The sequence below is a fragment of the Xanthomonas sp. CFBP 8152 genome, assembly GCF_014199025.1.
GTDB lineage: Bacteria > Pseudomonadota > Gammaproteobacteria > Xanthomonadales > Xanthomonadaceae > Xanthomonas > Xanthomonas arboricola_B.
In genome coordinates this window covers 307530-320344 of sequence record NZ_JACHNO010000004.1, presented here as the reverse complement: position 1 = coordinate 320344, position 12815 = coordinate 307530, and the positions used below count along the sequence as shown (strand labels likewise).

Below are 12815 nucleotides of genomic sequence, written 5' to 3'. Positions count from 1 at the left end.
CGTACCGCCCGACGGCGGCTCGTCCGAGGTGAAACATGAAACTGCTCAACCGCAAGCAAGCCCTGTTGTCCCTGTTCATCGCCGCATCGCTGGGCGGGGCTGTTGTCGCCGACGCGGTCGCGCAGTCGGATCGTTCGTCCGAGCGCGCCAGCCGCAAGTCCAAGGGCAACGGCAAGGCCGAAGAGTTGTATCCGCAGTCCACCCGCGCCGCGCCGACGATCAAGCCCTCGTCCAAGCTGGGCAGCAAGCTGCAGAAGCTGATCGAAACCTTCAACAAGGGCGAAGACTTCCCGGCCGTCCGCACCCAGGCCGATGAGATCCTCGCCAACGGCTCGGCCAACGAAGCCGACAAGGCGCTGGCCTCGCAGCTGGCCGCCCAGGCGGCGTACAACATGGACGACACCGCCGCTGCCAAGAAGTACCTGCAGCAGGCGATCGGCCTCAATGCGCTGGACAACAACGGCCAGTTCCAGTCGATGCTGATGCTGGCCCAGTTGCAGATGCAGGACGACCAACAGGCCGAAGGTCTGGCCACGCTGGACAAGTATCTGGAAGAGAGCAAGTCGCAGCGTCCGGAAGACCTGATCCTCAAGGGTCAGGCGCTGTACCAGGCCGAGCGCTACAAAGAAGCCATTCCGGTGTTGAAGCAGGCCATCGCCGCCTCGCCCGAGCCGAAGGACACCTGGAACCAGTTGCTGATGGCGTCCTACGCCGAAGCCGGCCAGACCGGTGAAGCGGTGGCCGCCGCCGAAGCGCTTGCCGCCAAGACGCCCAACGACAAGAAGGCTCAGCTCAACCTGGCCAGCATGTATATGCAGGCCGATCAGATGGACAAGGCCGCCGCAGTGATGGACAAGCTGCGCGCTGCCGGGCAGTTGACCGAAGAAAAGGAGTACAAGCAGTTGTATTCCATCTACGCCAACACCGAGAACAAGGAAAAGGACGTCATCGCGGTCATCAATGAAGGTATGCAAAAAGGCATCCTCAAACCCGATTATCAGACATACCTTGCGCTGGCGCAGTCGTATTACTACAGCGAAGACGTACCCAAGGCGATCGAGAATTGGCAGAAGGCCGCACCGCTTTCCAAGGACGGCGAGACCTATCTGAATCTGGCCAAGGTGCTGCATTCGGAAGGTCGCATCCCGGAGGCCAAGCAGGCCGCGCAGCAGGCAATCGCCAAGGGTGTCAAAAAACCCGATGACGCCAAGAAGATCATCAATCTGAAGTAAAAAGAAAATAAACCCCCGAAATCCCTGTGTTTTTAGTGGTTACAGGACTCGGGATTGGTATAAGCTTGGGGGTTCCTGCGGTGTCAAAGCCGTCCGAAAACCTGGGGATCACCACCGTGATCCGGGGCCCCCACTGAAAGAGCCATTGGCGCATGACGGAACAACTCGTTATCCACAGGCATGACTATGATGCCGGGAACCAGGGTCTGAGCTGGGCCCGCATTATCGGCATTGCTTTTGTAATTGCCTTGCACCTCACTGCACTGATGATGTTGCTGATCCCTGCAGTGGCGCCGAAGGCTCCGGCTGAGAAGGAGCGCACCACCATCGTCACCTTGGTGGATGCACCGCCTCCTCCCCCGCCGCCGCCGCCGCCGCCGCCGCCGGAAGACAAGCCGCCGCCGCCGGTCAAGAATCTGTCGCCGCCGAAGCCGTCACCGGTTCCGCCGCCGCCGGAAGCTCCGGTCGTCGATGTTCCCGAACCGCGTCCCAGCGATATCGTCACGCCGCCGAGCCCGCCGGCTCCGCCGCAACCGCCGAGTGACATCGGCGCCAGTGTCGATATCTCGTCCAAGAACATGAACCCGCCGAAATACCCGCCGGCTGCATTCCGTGCCGGTGTCCAAGGTGAGGTCATCCTGATCGTGGATGTGGATGCGAACGGCAACGTGACCAATGTGTCGGTCGAAAAGTCCAGCCGCAACCGCGACCTTGACCGTGCCGCGATGGATGCAGCACGCAAGTGGAAATTCAATGCTTCCACCGTCAACGGGCAGAAAGCCGCCGGACGTGTCCGCGTCCCGGTCAACTTTGCTCTGAACTGATCCCACGGGCCGGCCACGGTCGGCCCAGGATCCTGTCTTCCTTTCGCTCCACCCTTCATCACCACACACAACAAAGGTAAGCGTCATGCTGCAGGAAATCTTTATCGCCGCCGCTGCAGGGGGCTCCAATCCGTCGGCCGGTCTTTCGCAGATGGGCTTTGAGCATCTGATGACCGAAATGACCTCCAGCCCCGGCGATTTCGCCGTGTCCTGGGTCGTCTTGATCACGCTGATCGCCATGTCCGCTTCATCTTGGTACTGGACTGTCATCAACATCTTCCGTGCCACCCGTCTTAAGAGCGCGGCTGACCGCGTCACCACCGCGTTCTGGGATGCCCCGAATGCGCAGGACGCCATCCGCGCCATGGAAGAGCAGCCGGCTTCCGAGCCCTTCTCGAAGATCGCGCTAGACGCAGCCCAGGCCGCCGCTCACCACCAGCGTGCCGAAGGCACCAGCGTCGGTGGTCTGGGCGAGAGCCTGAGCCGTTCCGAGTTCGTCGACCGCGCCCTGCGTCAGGCCGTGACCCGCGAAAGCACCAAGCTGCAGTCCGGCATGACCCTGCTGGCCACCGTCGGTGCGACCGCGCCGTTCGTCGGTCTGCTCGGTACCGTGTGGGGCATTTACGGCGCGCTGATCAAGATCGGTGCAACCGGTTCGGGCTCCATTGAGGTCGTGGCCGGCCCGGTGGGTGAAGCGCTGATCATGACCGCGATCGGTCTGTTCGTCGCCATCCCGGCGGTGTTTGCATTCAACTTCTTCTCCAAGGTCAACAGCTCGGTGATCGCCAAGTTCGATACCTTTGCCCACGACCTGCACGACTTCTTCGCCACTGGTTCGCGCGTTCGCTAATCCGTAGTAAAGAACGACCTCGCAACGATTTAGACGGAGCCCGTTATGGCCTTCAGTAGTGGAAACAGCGGTGGCCCGATGGCCGACATCAATGTGACGCCCCTTGTGGACGTGATGTTGGTGCTGCTGATCATCTTCATCATCACCGCACCGCTGATGTCCCATAAGGTCAAGGTGGATCTGCCGCACGCTAACTTGAACAAGGAAGAGGAAGCAACAAAGCGCTCTGATCCAATCACCTTAGCGGTTAAAGAAAACGGCGATCTGTTCTGGAACGATCAGTCAATTTCAAAAGAGGCCTTGGAGTCGCGCCTGTCGACCGCCGCACAGCAGACGCCGCAACCGCCGCTCAATTTGCGTGGCGACCGCACGACCAAGATGCGTACGATCAACGAGATCACCAAGATCGCGCAGGGTCAGGGCATGTTGGACATCGGCTTCGTCGCGACTAAAGAGAAGGGGCAGTAAGCCATGGCATTCAGTACCGGTGGAAACCGTGGCCCGATGGCCGACATCAACGTCACGCCCCTGGTGGACGTGATGTTGGTGTTGCTGATCATCTTCATCGTCACCGCGCCGATCATGACCTATCCGATCGCCGTGGATCTGCCGCAGCGGGTACTCAACCCGCCACCGCAGACGACCGAACCGCCACCGCCGATCGAGTTGCGGATCGATGCCAGCAACCAGGTGTTCTGGAACAACAGTCCAGTGCAAGTGGATCAGCTGCAGCAGAGGATGGAAGAAGTGATCGCCAGCGATCCGACCAATCAGCCAGAACTGCGCATCGATGCGAACCAGGACGCGGAGTACGAGGTGATGGCCAAAGTCCTGGCTGCGGCAAAGAACTCGCAGATGAAGAAAATCGGCTTCATGCAGTAAGACTTCGCAAGATCGCAACACCACAGTCATGACGCGACTGCAGACGCCACCGGAAACGGTGGCGTTTTTTTATGCGTGATCGACCCCGGCGTGCCGCTTCGGCTCGCTAGATAAACGCTGCTTCCCTGCGGCCGACCTGCCCTATCGCAGCGCCCGACCAGGTGTGTGCTCAATCGTGCAGCACCCACGCTCACAGCACAGGAGGCAGTCATGGCTTTAGTACGACGAGCAATCGTGGACCGCTGGCGGAGATCAATATCACGCCGCTGGTAGATGTCATGTTGGTGTTGTTGATCATCTTTATCGTCACCGTGTCGATGTTGACGCGACCAAGCACGGTGGATCTGCCGCAGCACAACGACCCACCACAGCGATAGTTGGAGCCGCCTGCACCGATCGCATTGCGTGTGGATACCCGTGGTCAGGTGTTCTGGAATTCCAGCCCGGTGACACTGCAGGAGTTGCAGCTGCGGTTGACCGAACAGATGCGCGAAACATCTGGAAATCAGCCGGAACTGCGGATTGCCGTCAGTGCCGATGCGGAGTACGCGGTGATGGCCAAGGTGTTGGATGCGGCAAAAAATGCGCAGGCTGATCGCATCAGTCTTGTGCAATAACTAATGGAGTTAATAATTCATCCGGGCAGAGAAACTCTGCCTCTATGTAGATAATGATTTTTACAGCGTTCAGTCGCTTTAAAGTAAATAAAAACGTAGCGAGCGGTCGTCAGGCGCGTATAGACGCGGGGCAGGAATGGAGGGCGCGGGAATCCAGAGGTCCATGCGACTTCGAACTCAGACCGCGCCGCAGTATCGCGGTCAGCGCCGTCGTTTTCGATACACGTGCTTATTTGATTGAGTATCTCAAACGTCAACCGATGCGCTGCGCAGTATCGTCAGATACGCACGCACGCTCGCATCCAACCCTTGATACAAAGCCTCGCCAATCAGCGCGTGGCCGATCGACACTTCAAGCACGCCGGGGACAGCGTTGAGAAAGTCGGCAAGGTTGCCTTGCGACAGATCGTGCCCGGCATTAATGCCCAGACCTGCGGCGCTGGCGCGCTGCGCTGCCCCGGCAAACAACGCGAATGCCGCCCCCGGCTGCCCGTTCGAATGCGCTTGCGCATACGGACCAGTGTACAACTCGATACGGTCTGCACCGAGCAGCGCCGCCTGAGCGATATCGGGATTACCGGCATCGACGAACAAACTGACGCGTGCACCCAGCGCCTTGAATGAGGCAATCAACGCCGCGAGTTGCGCGGGGTCCTGGGCAAAATCGAAGCCGTGGTCGGAGGTCAGTTGCCCGTCGCCGTCCGGGACCAATGTGATCTGTTCGGGGCGCGTGGCCCGGCACAACTCCAGCAGCCCCGGGTAGCCGCCGCGCGGTGGCGCGAATGGGTTGCCTTCGATATTGAATTCGACGCCGTGCTCGCGCGTCAACGCGCTCAGCGCGACCACATCGTCGGCACGGATATGCCGCTGGTCCGGACGCGGGTGCACGGTGATGCCGTGCGCACCGGCGCCAATGCAGGTGCGTGCGGCCTGCACCACATCCGGATCGGGGCCGCCGCGCGAATTGCGCAACACCGCGATCTTGTTGACGTTGACGCTGAGCTGGGTGGTCACTGCGTCGGTCTCAGGCCTGCGGCTCGCCATCGCGCGTGGCGTTGAGGGCGGCCGCCTTGCGGGCTTCGGCGATCTCGCGCAGGCGGCGCAGCTCGGCCGGGTCGATCAGGCTGCTGGTGTCGCGCTGGGTATCGCCCATGCGCGAGGCGAACCAGCCGCGCGTCCACAGCAACAGCAGCAGCAGCGCCACCAGTAGCGAGGCCACCAGCAACCACACGTGCGGCGTGCTGAAGGCCAGCACCAGCGCACCCAATGCCATAAGCAGAAACAGCCAGTGCATGACGAGCTCCCCGATCAGTGGCGGCAGTGTAGCGCCGCGCCCCACATGGTTCCACGTGGGCGCAGCGCTGCGGGTCAGAGTAGCGGTGACAATAGCCGTGCACAGGCTTCGGGCAGCCGCGAGCGCCACAACGGTCGTTGGCGGACGAAGCGCACTTCCTGCGCCTGCTGCAGGTCGGCGTCGATCAAACCGGCCAGTTCGGCGGCCACCGCCTGGTCGCGGAACAGCATCGACAGCTCGAAATTCAAGCGAAAGCTACGGCTGTCGAAATTGGCGCTGCCGACGATGCAGACCTCATCGTCGGCCAGCAGCGCCTTGGTGTGCAGCATGCGCGGGCCGTATTCGTAGATGCGCACGCCCGCCTCGAGCAACTCGTCGAAATACGAACGTGCCGCGTAGGTGACCAGACGCGAGTCGCTAACGCGCGGCACCAGCAGGCGCACGTCCAGGCCACCCAATGCGGCCGAAGTCAGCGCCATGCGCGCGGCCTCGCCGGGGACGAAATACGGCGTCACCAACCAGACCCGATGCCGGGCTTCGTGGATCGCAGCGACCATCAGCCGGTGGATGGACTCCCACGACGAATCCGGCCCGGAGATCAGCACCTGCGCATCGACATCGCCTTGCGCGCGGCTCGGCACGTCTTCGGGCCATAGCTGCTGGCCGTGGAAGGCGGCGCGGCCCTGCCCGGTGGCGTACAACCAGTCTTCCAGGAATACCAGCTGCAGGCTGCGCACCACGTGGCCCTGCAGGCGCACATGCAGATCGCGATAGGCATCGCTGCGGACCTGCTCGTTTTCTTCGTCGGTGACGTTGATGCCACCGGTGAAGCCGATCCTGCCGTCGACCACGACCACCTTGCGGTGGGTACGCAGGTTCAACCACGGCCGCTTGAACGGCTTGAGCAGCTGGGATGGATGGAACCATGCAGTCTCCACCCCGGCCGCGCGCAGCGTCCGCAAGCTGCGCCGGGTCATCGCCGACGAGCCCACCGCATCCATCAGCAGGCGCACCTTGACCCCGGCGCGTGCGCGCTCCATCAGCGCATCGCAGATCGCGGTGCCGCTGTGGTCGGGCTGGAAGATGTAGTACTGCAGATGGATATGGTCGCGTGCACCGCGGATGGCCTCGATGATGGCCGCATAGGTGGCCGCGCCATCCACCAGCCAGTGCACCTCGGTGGCGCTGCTGGGAGCCAGCCCGGTGGTGGACTGGGCGATCTTGGCCAGCTCGGTGCAGTCGGCGTCCGGCGGGCAGACGCTGCTGTAGCTCTCCATGCCCGAGCGCGAGCGGCCGCGCCGCAGCCGCTGGCGTTTGACCTTCTGCGGGCCGAGCCAGTAATAGATCAGCAGGCCCAGATACGGCAAAGCGGCCAGCGACAATACCCAGCTGAGCGTAGCCACCGGCTCGCGCTTCTGCAGCACGATCCAGCCGGCGATCCATAGCAGGTACAGCACGTAGGCGGCGAGGAGAAGCGCTTCGAGGTGGGGAATGGTGGCCAGCCAGTCCCACGCGCCCTGTACGGATGCGAGCATGCGCGGATTCTACGGGCCGCAGGCACCGCTGCGGTGACCGTGCGGCCAACGCGATCGCCGCGCCGGGTCTGAAAGCTTCATCGTGGCGCGCGCCTGGTCGCATTGCCTGAGACCTGCCGGCCGTACGATGACGCGATGGCAACTGCGATCAAGGGCCGTGGTGCGACCGGCCATCTGCCCGGACGCTTCGAAACCACCACCCAACAACCGGTGGACGATGGCTGGTACGCCGACGACGGCGAGGAGTTCGCCGCGCCGGCGTTGCGTACCCAGGTCACCGAGGAAACCGCGCGCAGCATCATCAGCCGCAATCAATCGCCGGACATCGGCTTTTCGCAATCGGTCAATCCGTATCGCGGGTGCGAGCATGGTTGCAGCTACTGCTTTGCACGGCCCTCGCATGCCTATCTCAATCTGTCGCCCGGGCTGGATTTCGAGACCAAGCTGTTCGCCAAGACCAATGCGCCGGAGCTGCTGCGCCGCGAACTGTCGCGCCCGGGCTATGTGCCCAGCCCGATCGCACTGGGCATCAACACCGATGCCTACCAGCCGATCGAGCGCAAACGCGCACTGACGCGGCGCCTGATCGAAGTGTTGTGGGAGACGCGGCACCCGTTCACGCTGATCACCAAGAATGCGTTGGTCACGCGCGATCTGGACCTGCGTGCACCGCTGGCACGCGAGGGCCTGGTCAACGTGCATTTTTCGGTGACCACGCTGGACCCGCATCTGTCGGCCAGGCTGGAACCCCGCGCGTCCGCACCGCATGCCCGCCTGCGCGCGATGCGGGCGCTGCACGAGGCCGGCGTGCCGGTCGGGGTGATGGCCGCGCCGGTGATCCCGTGGATCAACGATCACGAGCTGGAAGCGATCCTGCAGACCGCGTCCGACGCCGGCGCACACAGTGCCGGCTACGTGTTGCTACGGCTGCCGCACGAGGTGGCGCCGCTGTTCCGCGACTGGTTGCAGACCCATCACCCGCAACGCGCCGGGCATGTGATGAGCACGATCCAGCAATTGCGCGGCGGCAAGGATTACGACAGCACCTTCGGCACACGCCTGCGCGGCCAGGGCGTCTACGCGGAGTTGCTGGCACGCCGTTTCGCCCTGGCCCACCGCCGCAGCGGTTTCGACGCACGCGACATGCCGGCATTGGACACGACCAAGTTCCGCCGCCCCGCGCCGCCGGCCAAGCCGGTGCCGCAATCGCCGCAAGGCAGTCTGTTCTAGGGGCGGGGAATCGGGATTGGAGAATCGGGAATCGTAACGGCGACAGCAATTCGCAACAGCGTGGCTCTGCTGTTGCGATTCTCCATTCCCGATTCCCTATTCCCCGCCGTACAAGGCACTCGCCGACTGGAACAGGATCCAGCTGGTGGCGATGAACTTGTCGCCGCCGACCGGGCGGTTGCCGCGGTGGGTGTGGGTGAAGGCGGTGGGGGCGATCAGCAGGCTGCCGGTGCGCGGGCGCGCCTTGCGCTGCTGGAACAGGAATTCGGTTTCGCCGTGTTCGAACTCGTCGTTGAGGTAAAGCGTCCACAGCAGATGCCGGTGCAGCGTGTCGGCGTTGGCATCGCGCGGGTACAGCTCGCAATGCCAATACGGATAACCGCCCTGCTCGGCGGCGTACCACTGCAGGTTGATCGCGCCTGGGCGCAGGCAGGTGCGGGCCAGGTCGCCCAGCGCCTGCTCGCTCATCTGCGCGATGTCCTCGGCCACCAGCCGATGCGGGCTGCCGTCGGCGGTGGTGACCTGCAGCATCAGCGGCGAGATCAGGGCTTGTGGATAGTGCCGCAGATAGGTCAGCACGCCTTCGAACACGGCTTGCTGCAGGCGGTTTTCCACTTCGGCCCACTCGGCCACACCGCTGATGCGCAGGTCGCGGCTGTGCTTGAGTTCGGGAAACACGCCGCTGCCGACGCGGCCCGGTTTCAGCTGCTGGCTGGCGCGCATGCGCTGCACGATGGCGGCGCAATCCTGCCGCGACACTGCGTGGTCGGTGATCTGAATGAAGTCGGGTTGGTCCATGCGCATGACAATACCAATCTCGACAACACCTTGCACTACATATAAATCACTTACAGGCGACGAGAAAAAATACAAAAAATATTGGTGTAAAAAAACTAATCTTGACGTATTGACGGAAAATCGATGTCAAAAATTAGCTGCGTATAGGAAAGCTCTGAACAACCTGCAAGATCTTCGAAATTCAAACGAAATCGTCGAGATGAGGCGTGTAGTTGGCCTGAGTTGCGTAATCCATGCAGCTTCTGGCGGCTCATTCCGCCACCAGGCAGCATCATCCCTGACCGGCAGCGACTAGCGGAGCACCATCCACAGATTGGAGAGCGCAAACAACGTCGGCACCTGCACGGTGTTCTTGGCCAAGCCGCGTTCGGTGGGCTTTGTTGTTTACGGCGATATGTCGCTTGATTCCTGAGACTTTCTGGCCTGCGTCATAGTCTTTCTGACTCGCCGTATCTGTGTTCTCACACTCTGCACGTCGACGATCAACTACTTGCTGCACGCCTTGCGCACCAGTTTCTCGTGGCAGCGCTAACCTAATTATCTATTGACGAGAACCTTTATTCACGCCGCCCGAAAACCAGGTAGTCGTCGCTCCCAGGCTAGAGCATTCTCTATAATCAGATCAAGATCATCGTAACGTGGAGACCAACCGAGTACTGAACGAATCTTCTTGGAATCGGCTATCAGAAAAGGTGTATCACCAATCCTTCTACTCCGTTCAAGTACCCGAAGCGGGCCGCCACAGGCCCGCTCGACAGCGCTCAATACCTCACGTACCGACGAGCCATGCCCATATCCACAATTAAGAACAACTGATGTTCCGTTGGCTCTGAGATAATCGAGAGCCTGGGCATGTGCGCATGCTAAATCCTGAACATGGATATAATCGCGTACGCCCGTTCCATCGGGCGTTGGAAAATCTGTTCCGTAGATTTCGACACAATCCCGCTTACCATCCGCAACTTCGCATGCGATCTTGATCAAAAGCGTGGCATTTCGGGTAGATTGTCCTATACGTCCTCGTACATCAGCACCAGCGACATTGAAATAACGCAGTGCTACGTAACTCAGTTGCTTGGCGGTCGCAAGATCGCGCAACATCCACTCGCTCATCAGCTTCGAAGTGCCGTACGGGTTTATAGGTACTGGCGGTGTCTCTTCACTGGCTTTACCCGACTCCGGCATGCCATACACAGCAGCCGAAGAGGAGAATATAAAATTCTTCACATTTGAATTAACGCAAGAATACAGTAGATTGCTGGTGAATACTGTGTTGTGAGTATAATAGCGCAGTGGAGCTTCGATAGATTCCGGTACAACTGTGCGCGCAGCGAAATGCATCACCGCATCGACATGATGATCCTGGATCAGCCGAGATACGAGTTGAATGTCACCGACATTACCCACCACAAGCTCTGCTCCTATCACAGCTTCGGCGAATCCTGTACTCAGATCGTCCAGTACCACGACTCTTTCACCCTTCTCCAACAGCTGTAGGACGACATGACTTCCAACATAACCAGCGCCACCGGTAACGAGAACTGATCCAGTCTTCTTGCTGAAATCGGTCACAGCACAATCCCCTTCCATAATTCGCTGAATGCCTTGTCTAGGGAAGCTCTGAACAAACAGCAAGGATCTTCGAAGTTCAGACGACATCGTCGAGATGAAGCGTGTAGTTGGCCTGAGTCGCGTGATTCATGCAGGTTCTAGCGGCTCATGCCACCACCGGGCAGCATCCCCCTGACCGGCAGCGCCTGCCGGGGCACCATCCACAGACATGCCAGTGCTGCAGCAAACGAATCCGCAACATCCGCCCGTGCATACGGCTATCGACCAGGGCGTCCTGACAACGGATAGTGCGCTCGACCAGCCGAAGCAATTGCTGCAATGGAACGACCTGATCCATCTCGGCCAGGAAGTTCTCGCGGCGGGTCTGCTTGCGCTTGCCCAAGCCCTCAGCGTCACCGAACGTCAGTTGCATGGGTCATTCCTCAACGTGTGCGGGCTAGTGTTGCCTGACTACTGCGCGCTGTTCAGAAGCTCCATCGATGCGTGACCTGGTATGCGAGTAGCGGAGGAACAACCCTACAAAGCCAAATGGAGCGTTCACCACAAGATGAAGCAAACGATTTGGTGCCCAACATAACAATAATTTCACTAACCAGCGACGCGTTGCGCAGCTAGGTGGCAAGCTTAAAAAATATGCGCCAACATCCTCCAGTCATCACTACCCGAATCCTGAAATGTTAAATTTCAACTGTTACATGGAAGATCACTATTTCAAAGTACCAGGAATGTCCTCGGCATTTTCGGCGAGGATTTGCCACGCACTGTTACGAGGTCAGACCCACCTTGGATGGGGAGGGCACATCGCAGAAATAGGTGCCTTCGAGGGGCGTTTCTTGATAGCACTGGCAATTGGGCTGCATGAGCAAGAGCGCGCGGTGGCAATAGACCGCTTTGACTGGCCGGATATCCACGTCAATGTCCGGCTTGATGAGCGTCTACGCCTGTTTGGTCTAAGGGATCGAGTGGATATTATCTGTGGAGATAGCCGATCAATGAAGGTTGAAATGATCGTTCCCAAAGGGGAAAGCAAGGGTTTCAGATTCTTTCATATCGACGGTGATCATGATAAGACGTCATTGATGCAGGACATGGCACTCGCGTTTAGCTGCATGAAGCCTTACGGTGTAGTCTGCCTGGACGACATGCTAAGCCCCGCTTATCCGGATCTTATGCTTGGAGTCGCCGAAGCACTAAGCGCCCACCCCGATTGGATAGTATTTTGCGTGATTGATCGGGAAGACATCGCCGCTGCCTCAAAGTTTCTGCTTTGCACGAAAGACTACGCAGAGCACTACCGCGCTCAACTGAGCGAAACCTTTCGTGAAAAAATATGGGAGATGGACGCTAAGTTTGCCACGAATCATTCTCTGGTGCTGACGCCAAGGCCGCGATTGGAGCGTTTCAATCCAGGCGGGACAGTCGACACAATACAGTCATAGGATCGAATTTTCATATGGCATGGTGAAGTGCCTGAATCCAATCAGTATGCATCAGGGTATACTGATCTTACAAATATTGCTCAAAAAATCAGAAGCCAGCACTACTCGTCCCAGCGTTGCTATGTGTTTGCGGTTTTGTCCTTTGGTGCACGCATAGCCGTTGCGCGCACTGGTGTATGTCCGCCACTCCCTTAATCTTCTCCTGCTGCTCCGCTAAGTGCTGCATTGCAGCACCATCAAGCACGTGAATTTCGAGTCGATCAGGTGCTCATCTAGGTATTAGTGTGTTGCGGTGGCATGCGCTGACTATGACTGTCAAGCTGGCATTCGAATAGCTTATTGGAGCAGGCAGTGAAGTTGCCCGAGTGCCGCCCCAAAGGCACTGTTTCACAATGCATCGAGATCTGGAGCTGTCGGTGAGGATGATGCCAATCCAAGCAGTCAGGTTGTTAATTGTTGTTTGATTGTTAAGCGGACGATCAATCTGAATTCAAGAAATTTTAACGAGCACGCCAGAATTGTTCTTGTTGTAAAACCTTACG

The 12815-nt window shown here is 59.5% G+C and carries 12 protein-coding genes and 3 pseudogenes; 8 read left to right on the top strand and 7 right to left on the bottom strand.

The features are described 5' to 3' along the window. Window positions 1-35: 35 nt before the first annotated feature. The 6 genes and pseudogenes from FHT09_RS16660 to FHT09_RS16635 all read left to right on the top strand — a co-directional run bounded on the left by FHT09_RS16660 (window position 36) and on the right by FHT09_RS16635 (window position 4405). The gene (locus tag FHT09_RS16660; protein WP_104606850.1) at window positions 36-1232 is read left to right on the top strand and encodes a tetratricopeptide repeat protein; all 1197 of its coding nucleotides are present in this window, start codon (window positions 36-38) and stop codon (window positions 1230-1232) included. Between the two features lie 266 nt (window positions 1233-1498). Then, a complete protein-coding gene (locus FHT09_RS16655) occupies window positions 1499-2056 on the top strand; it encodes an energy transducer TonB (RefSeq protein ID WP_184417055.1) in 558 nt (185 codons plus the stop codon). 85 nt (window positions 2057-2141) lie between these two features. After that, the gene (gene exbB, locus FHT09_RS16650) at window positions 2142-2906 is read left to right on the top strand and encodes a TonB-system energizer ExbB (RefSeq protein ID WP_053046134.1); all 765 of its coding nucleotides are present in this window, start codon (window positions 2142-2144) and stop codon (window positions 2904-2906) included. A gap of 45 nt (window positions 2907-2951) precedes the next feature. Beyond that, a complete protein-coding gene (locus tag FHT09_RS16645; protein ID WP_104606213.1) occupies window positions 2952-3374 on the top strand; it encodes a biopolymer transporter ExbD in 423 nt (140 codons plus the stop codon). A gap of 3 nt (window positions 3375-3377) precedes the next feature. Beyond that, a complete protein-coding gene (locus tag FHT09_RS16640; RefSeq protein ID WP_104606212.1) occupies window positions 3378-3788 on the top strand; it encodes a biopolymer transporter ExbD in 411 nt (136 codons plus the stop codon). 278 nt (window positions 3789-4066) lie between these two features. Then, window positions 4067-4405 (top strand): annotated as a pseudogene (locus FHT09_RS16635) (biopolymer transporter ExbD). Between the two features lie 246 nt (window positions 4406-4651). Here FHT09_RS16635 and FHT09_RS16630 read toward each other — a convergent pair. From FHT09_RS16630 to cls, 3 genes are all read right to left on the bottom strand, one after another. After that, window positions 4652-5419, bottom strand: a complete 768-nt coding sequence (locus FHT09_RS16630) for a pyridoxine 5'-phosphate synthase (RefSeq protein ID WP_104536771.1) — start codon at window positions 5417-5419, stop codon at window positions 4652-4654. Between the two features lie 10 nt (window positions 5420-5429). Next, window positions 5430-5699 carry a hypothetical protein gene (locus FHT09_RS16625; protein WP_024939143.1) on the bottom strand — a complete coding sequence of 90 codons (270 nt, stop codon included), beginning with the start codon at window positions 5697-5699 and terminating at the stop codon, window positions 5430-5432. A 74-nt stretch (window positions 5700-5773) separates the two neighbouring features. Next, a complete protein-coding gene (cls, locus tag FHT09_RS16620) occupies window positions 5774-7234 on the bottom strand; it encodes a cardiolipin synthase (protein ID WP_104606211.1) in 1461 nt (486 codons plus the stop codon). A 135-nt stretch (window positions 7235-7369) separates the two neighbouring features. On the opposite strand from cls, the gene FHT09_RS16615 reads away from it, so the two are divergent. After that, on the top strand, window positions 7370-8464 hold the full coding sequence (locus FHT09_RS16615) for a PA0069 family radical SAM protein (protein WP_104606210.1): 1095 nt from the start codon (window positions 7370-7372) through the stop codon (window positions 8462-8464). Window positions 8465-8560: 96 nt separating this feature from the next. Here FHT09_RS16615 and FHT09_RS16610 read toward each other — a convergent pair whose 3' ends face one another. The 4 genes and pseudogenes from FHT09_RS16610 to FHT09_RS16595 form a co-directional block, all read right to left on the bottom strand. Then, complete coding sequence (locus tag FHT09_RS16610; RefSeq protein ID WP_104606209.1) at window positions 8561-9262, bottom strand: 2OG-Fe(II) oxygenase; 702 nt, start codon at window positions 9260-9262, stop codon at window positions 8561-8563. A 376-nt stretch (window positions 9263-9638) separates the two neighbouring features. Beyond that, window positions 9639-9781 (bottom strand): annotated as a pseudogene (locus FHT09_RS16605) (IS5/IS1182 family transposase); the annotation flags it as partial. Between the two features lie 42 nt (window positions 9782-9823). Next, window positions 9824-10834, bottom strand: a complete 1011-nt coding sequence (gene galE, locus FHT09_RS16600) for a UDP-glucose 4-epimerase GalE (RefSeq protein WP_258077216.1) — start codon at window positions 10832-10834, stop codon at window positions 9824-9826. A 260-nt stretch (window positions 10835-11094) separates the two neighbouring features. Further along, window positions 11095-11246: pseudogene (locus tag FHT09_RS16595) on the bottom strand (IS5 family transposase); the annotation flags it as partial. Window positions 11247-11529: 283 nt separating this feature from the next. Here FHT09_RS16595 and FHT09_RS16590 point away from each other — a divergent pair. Then, a complete protein-coding gene (locus tag FHT09_RS16590; RefSeq protein WP_181141317.1) occupies window positions 11530-12273 on the top strand; it encodes a class I SAM-dependent methyltransferase in 744 nt (247 codons plus the stop codon). Window positions 12274-12815: the final 542 nt, after the last annotated feature.

Coding starts and splice junctions, on each gene's coding strand:
- FHT09_RS16660 (WP_104606850.1), top strand. CDS start 36: ATGAAACTGCTCAACCGCAAGCAAGCCCTGTTGTCCCTGTTCATCGCC.
- FHT09_RS16655 (WP_184417055.1), top strand. CDS start 1,499: ATGATGTTGCTGATCCCTGCAGTGGCGCCGAAGGCTCCGGCTGAGAAG.
- exbB (WP_053046134.1), top strand. CDS start 2,142: ATGCTGCAGGAAATCTTTATCGCCGCCGCTGCAGGGGGCTCCAATCCG.
- FHT09_RS16645 (WP_104606213.1), top strand. CDS start 2,952: ATGGCCTTCAGTAGTGGAAACAGCGGTGGCCCGATGGCCGACATCAAT.
- FHT09_RS16640 (WP_104606212.1), top strand. CDS start 3,378: ATGGCATTCAGTACCGGTGGAAACCGTGGCCCGATGGCCGACATCAAC.
- FHT09_RS16625 (WP_024939143.1), bottom strand. CDS start 5,699: ATGCACTGGCTGTTTCTGCTTATGGCATTGGGTGCGCTGGTGCTGGCC.
- cls (WP_104606211.1), bottom strand. CDS start 7,234: ATGCTCGCATCCGTACAGGGCGCGTGGGACTGGCTGGCCACCATTCCC.
- FHT09_RS16615 (WP_104606210.1), top strand. CDS start 7,370: ATGGCAACTGCGATCAAGGGCCGTGGTGCGACCGGCCATCTGCCCGGA.
- FHT09_RS16610 (WP_104606209.1), bottom strand. CDS start 9,262: ATGGACCAACCCGACTTCATTCAGATCACCGACCACGCAGTGTCGCGG.
- FHT09_RS16590 (WP_181141317.1), top strand. CDS start 11,530: ATGGAAGATCACTATTTCAAAGTACCAGGAATGTCCTCGGCATTTTCG.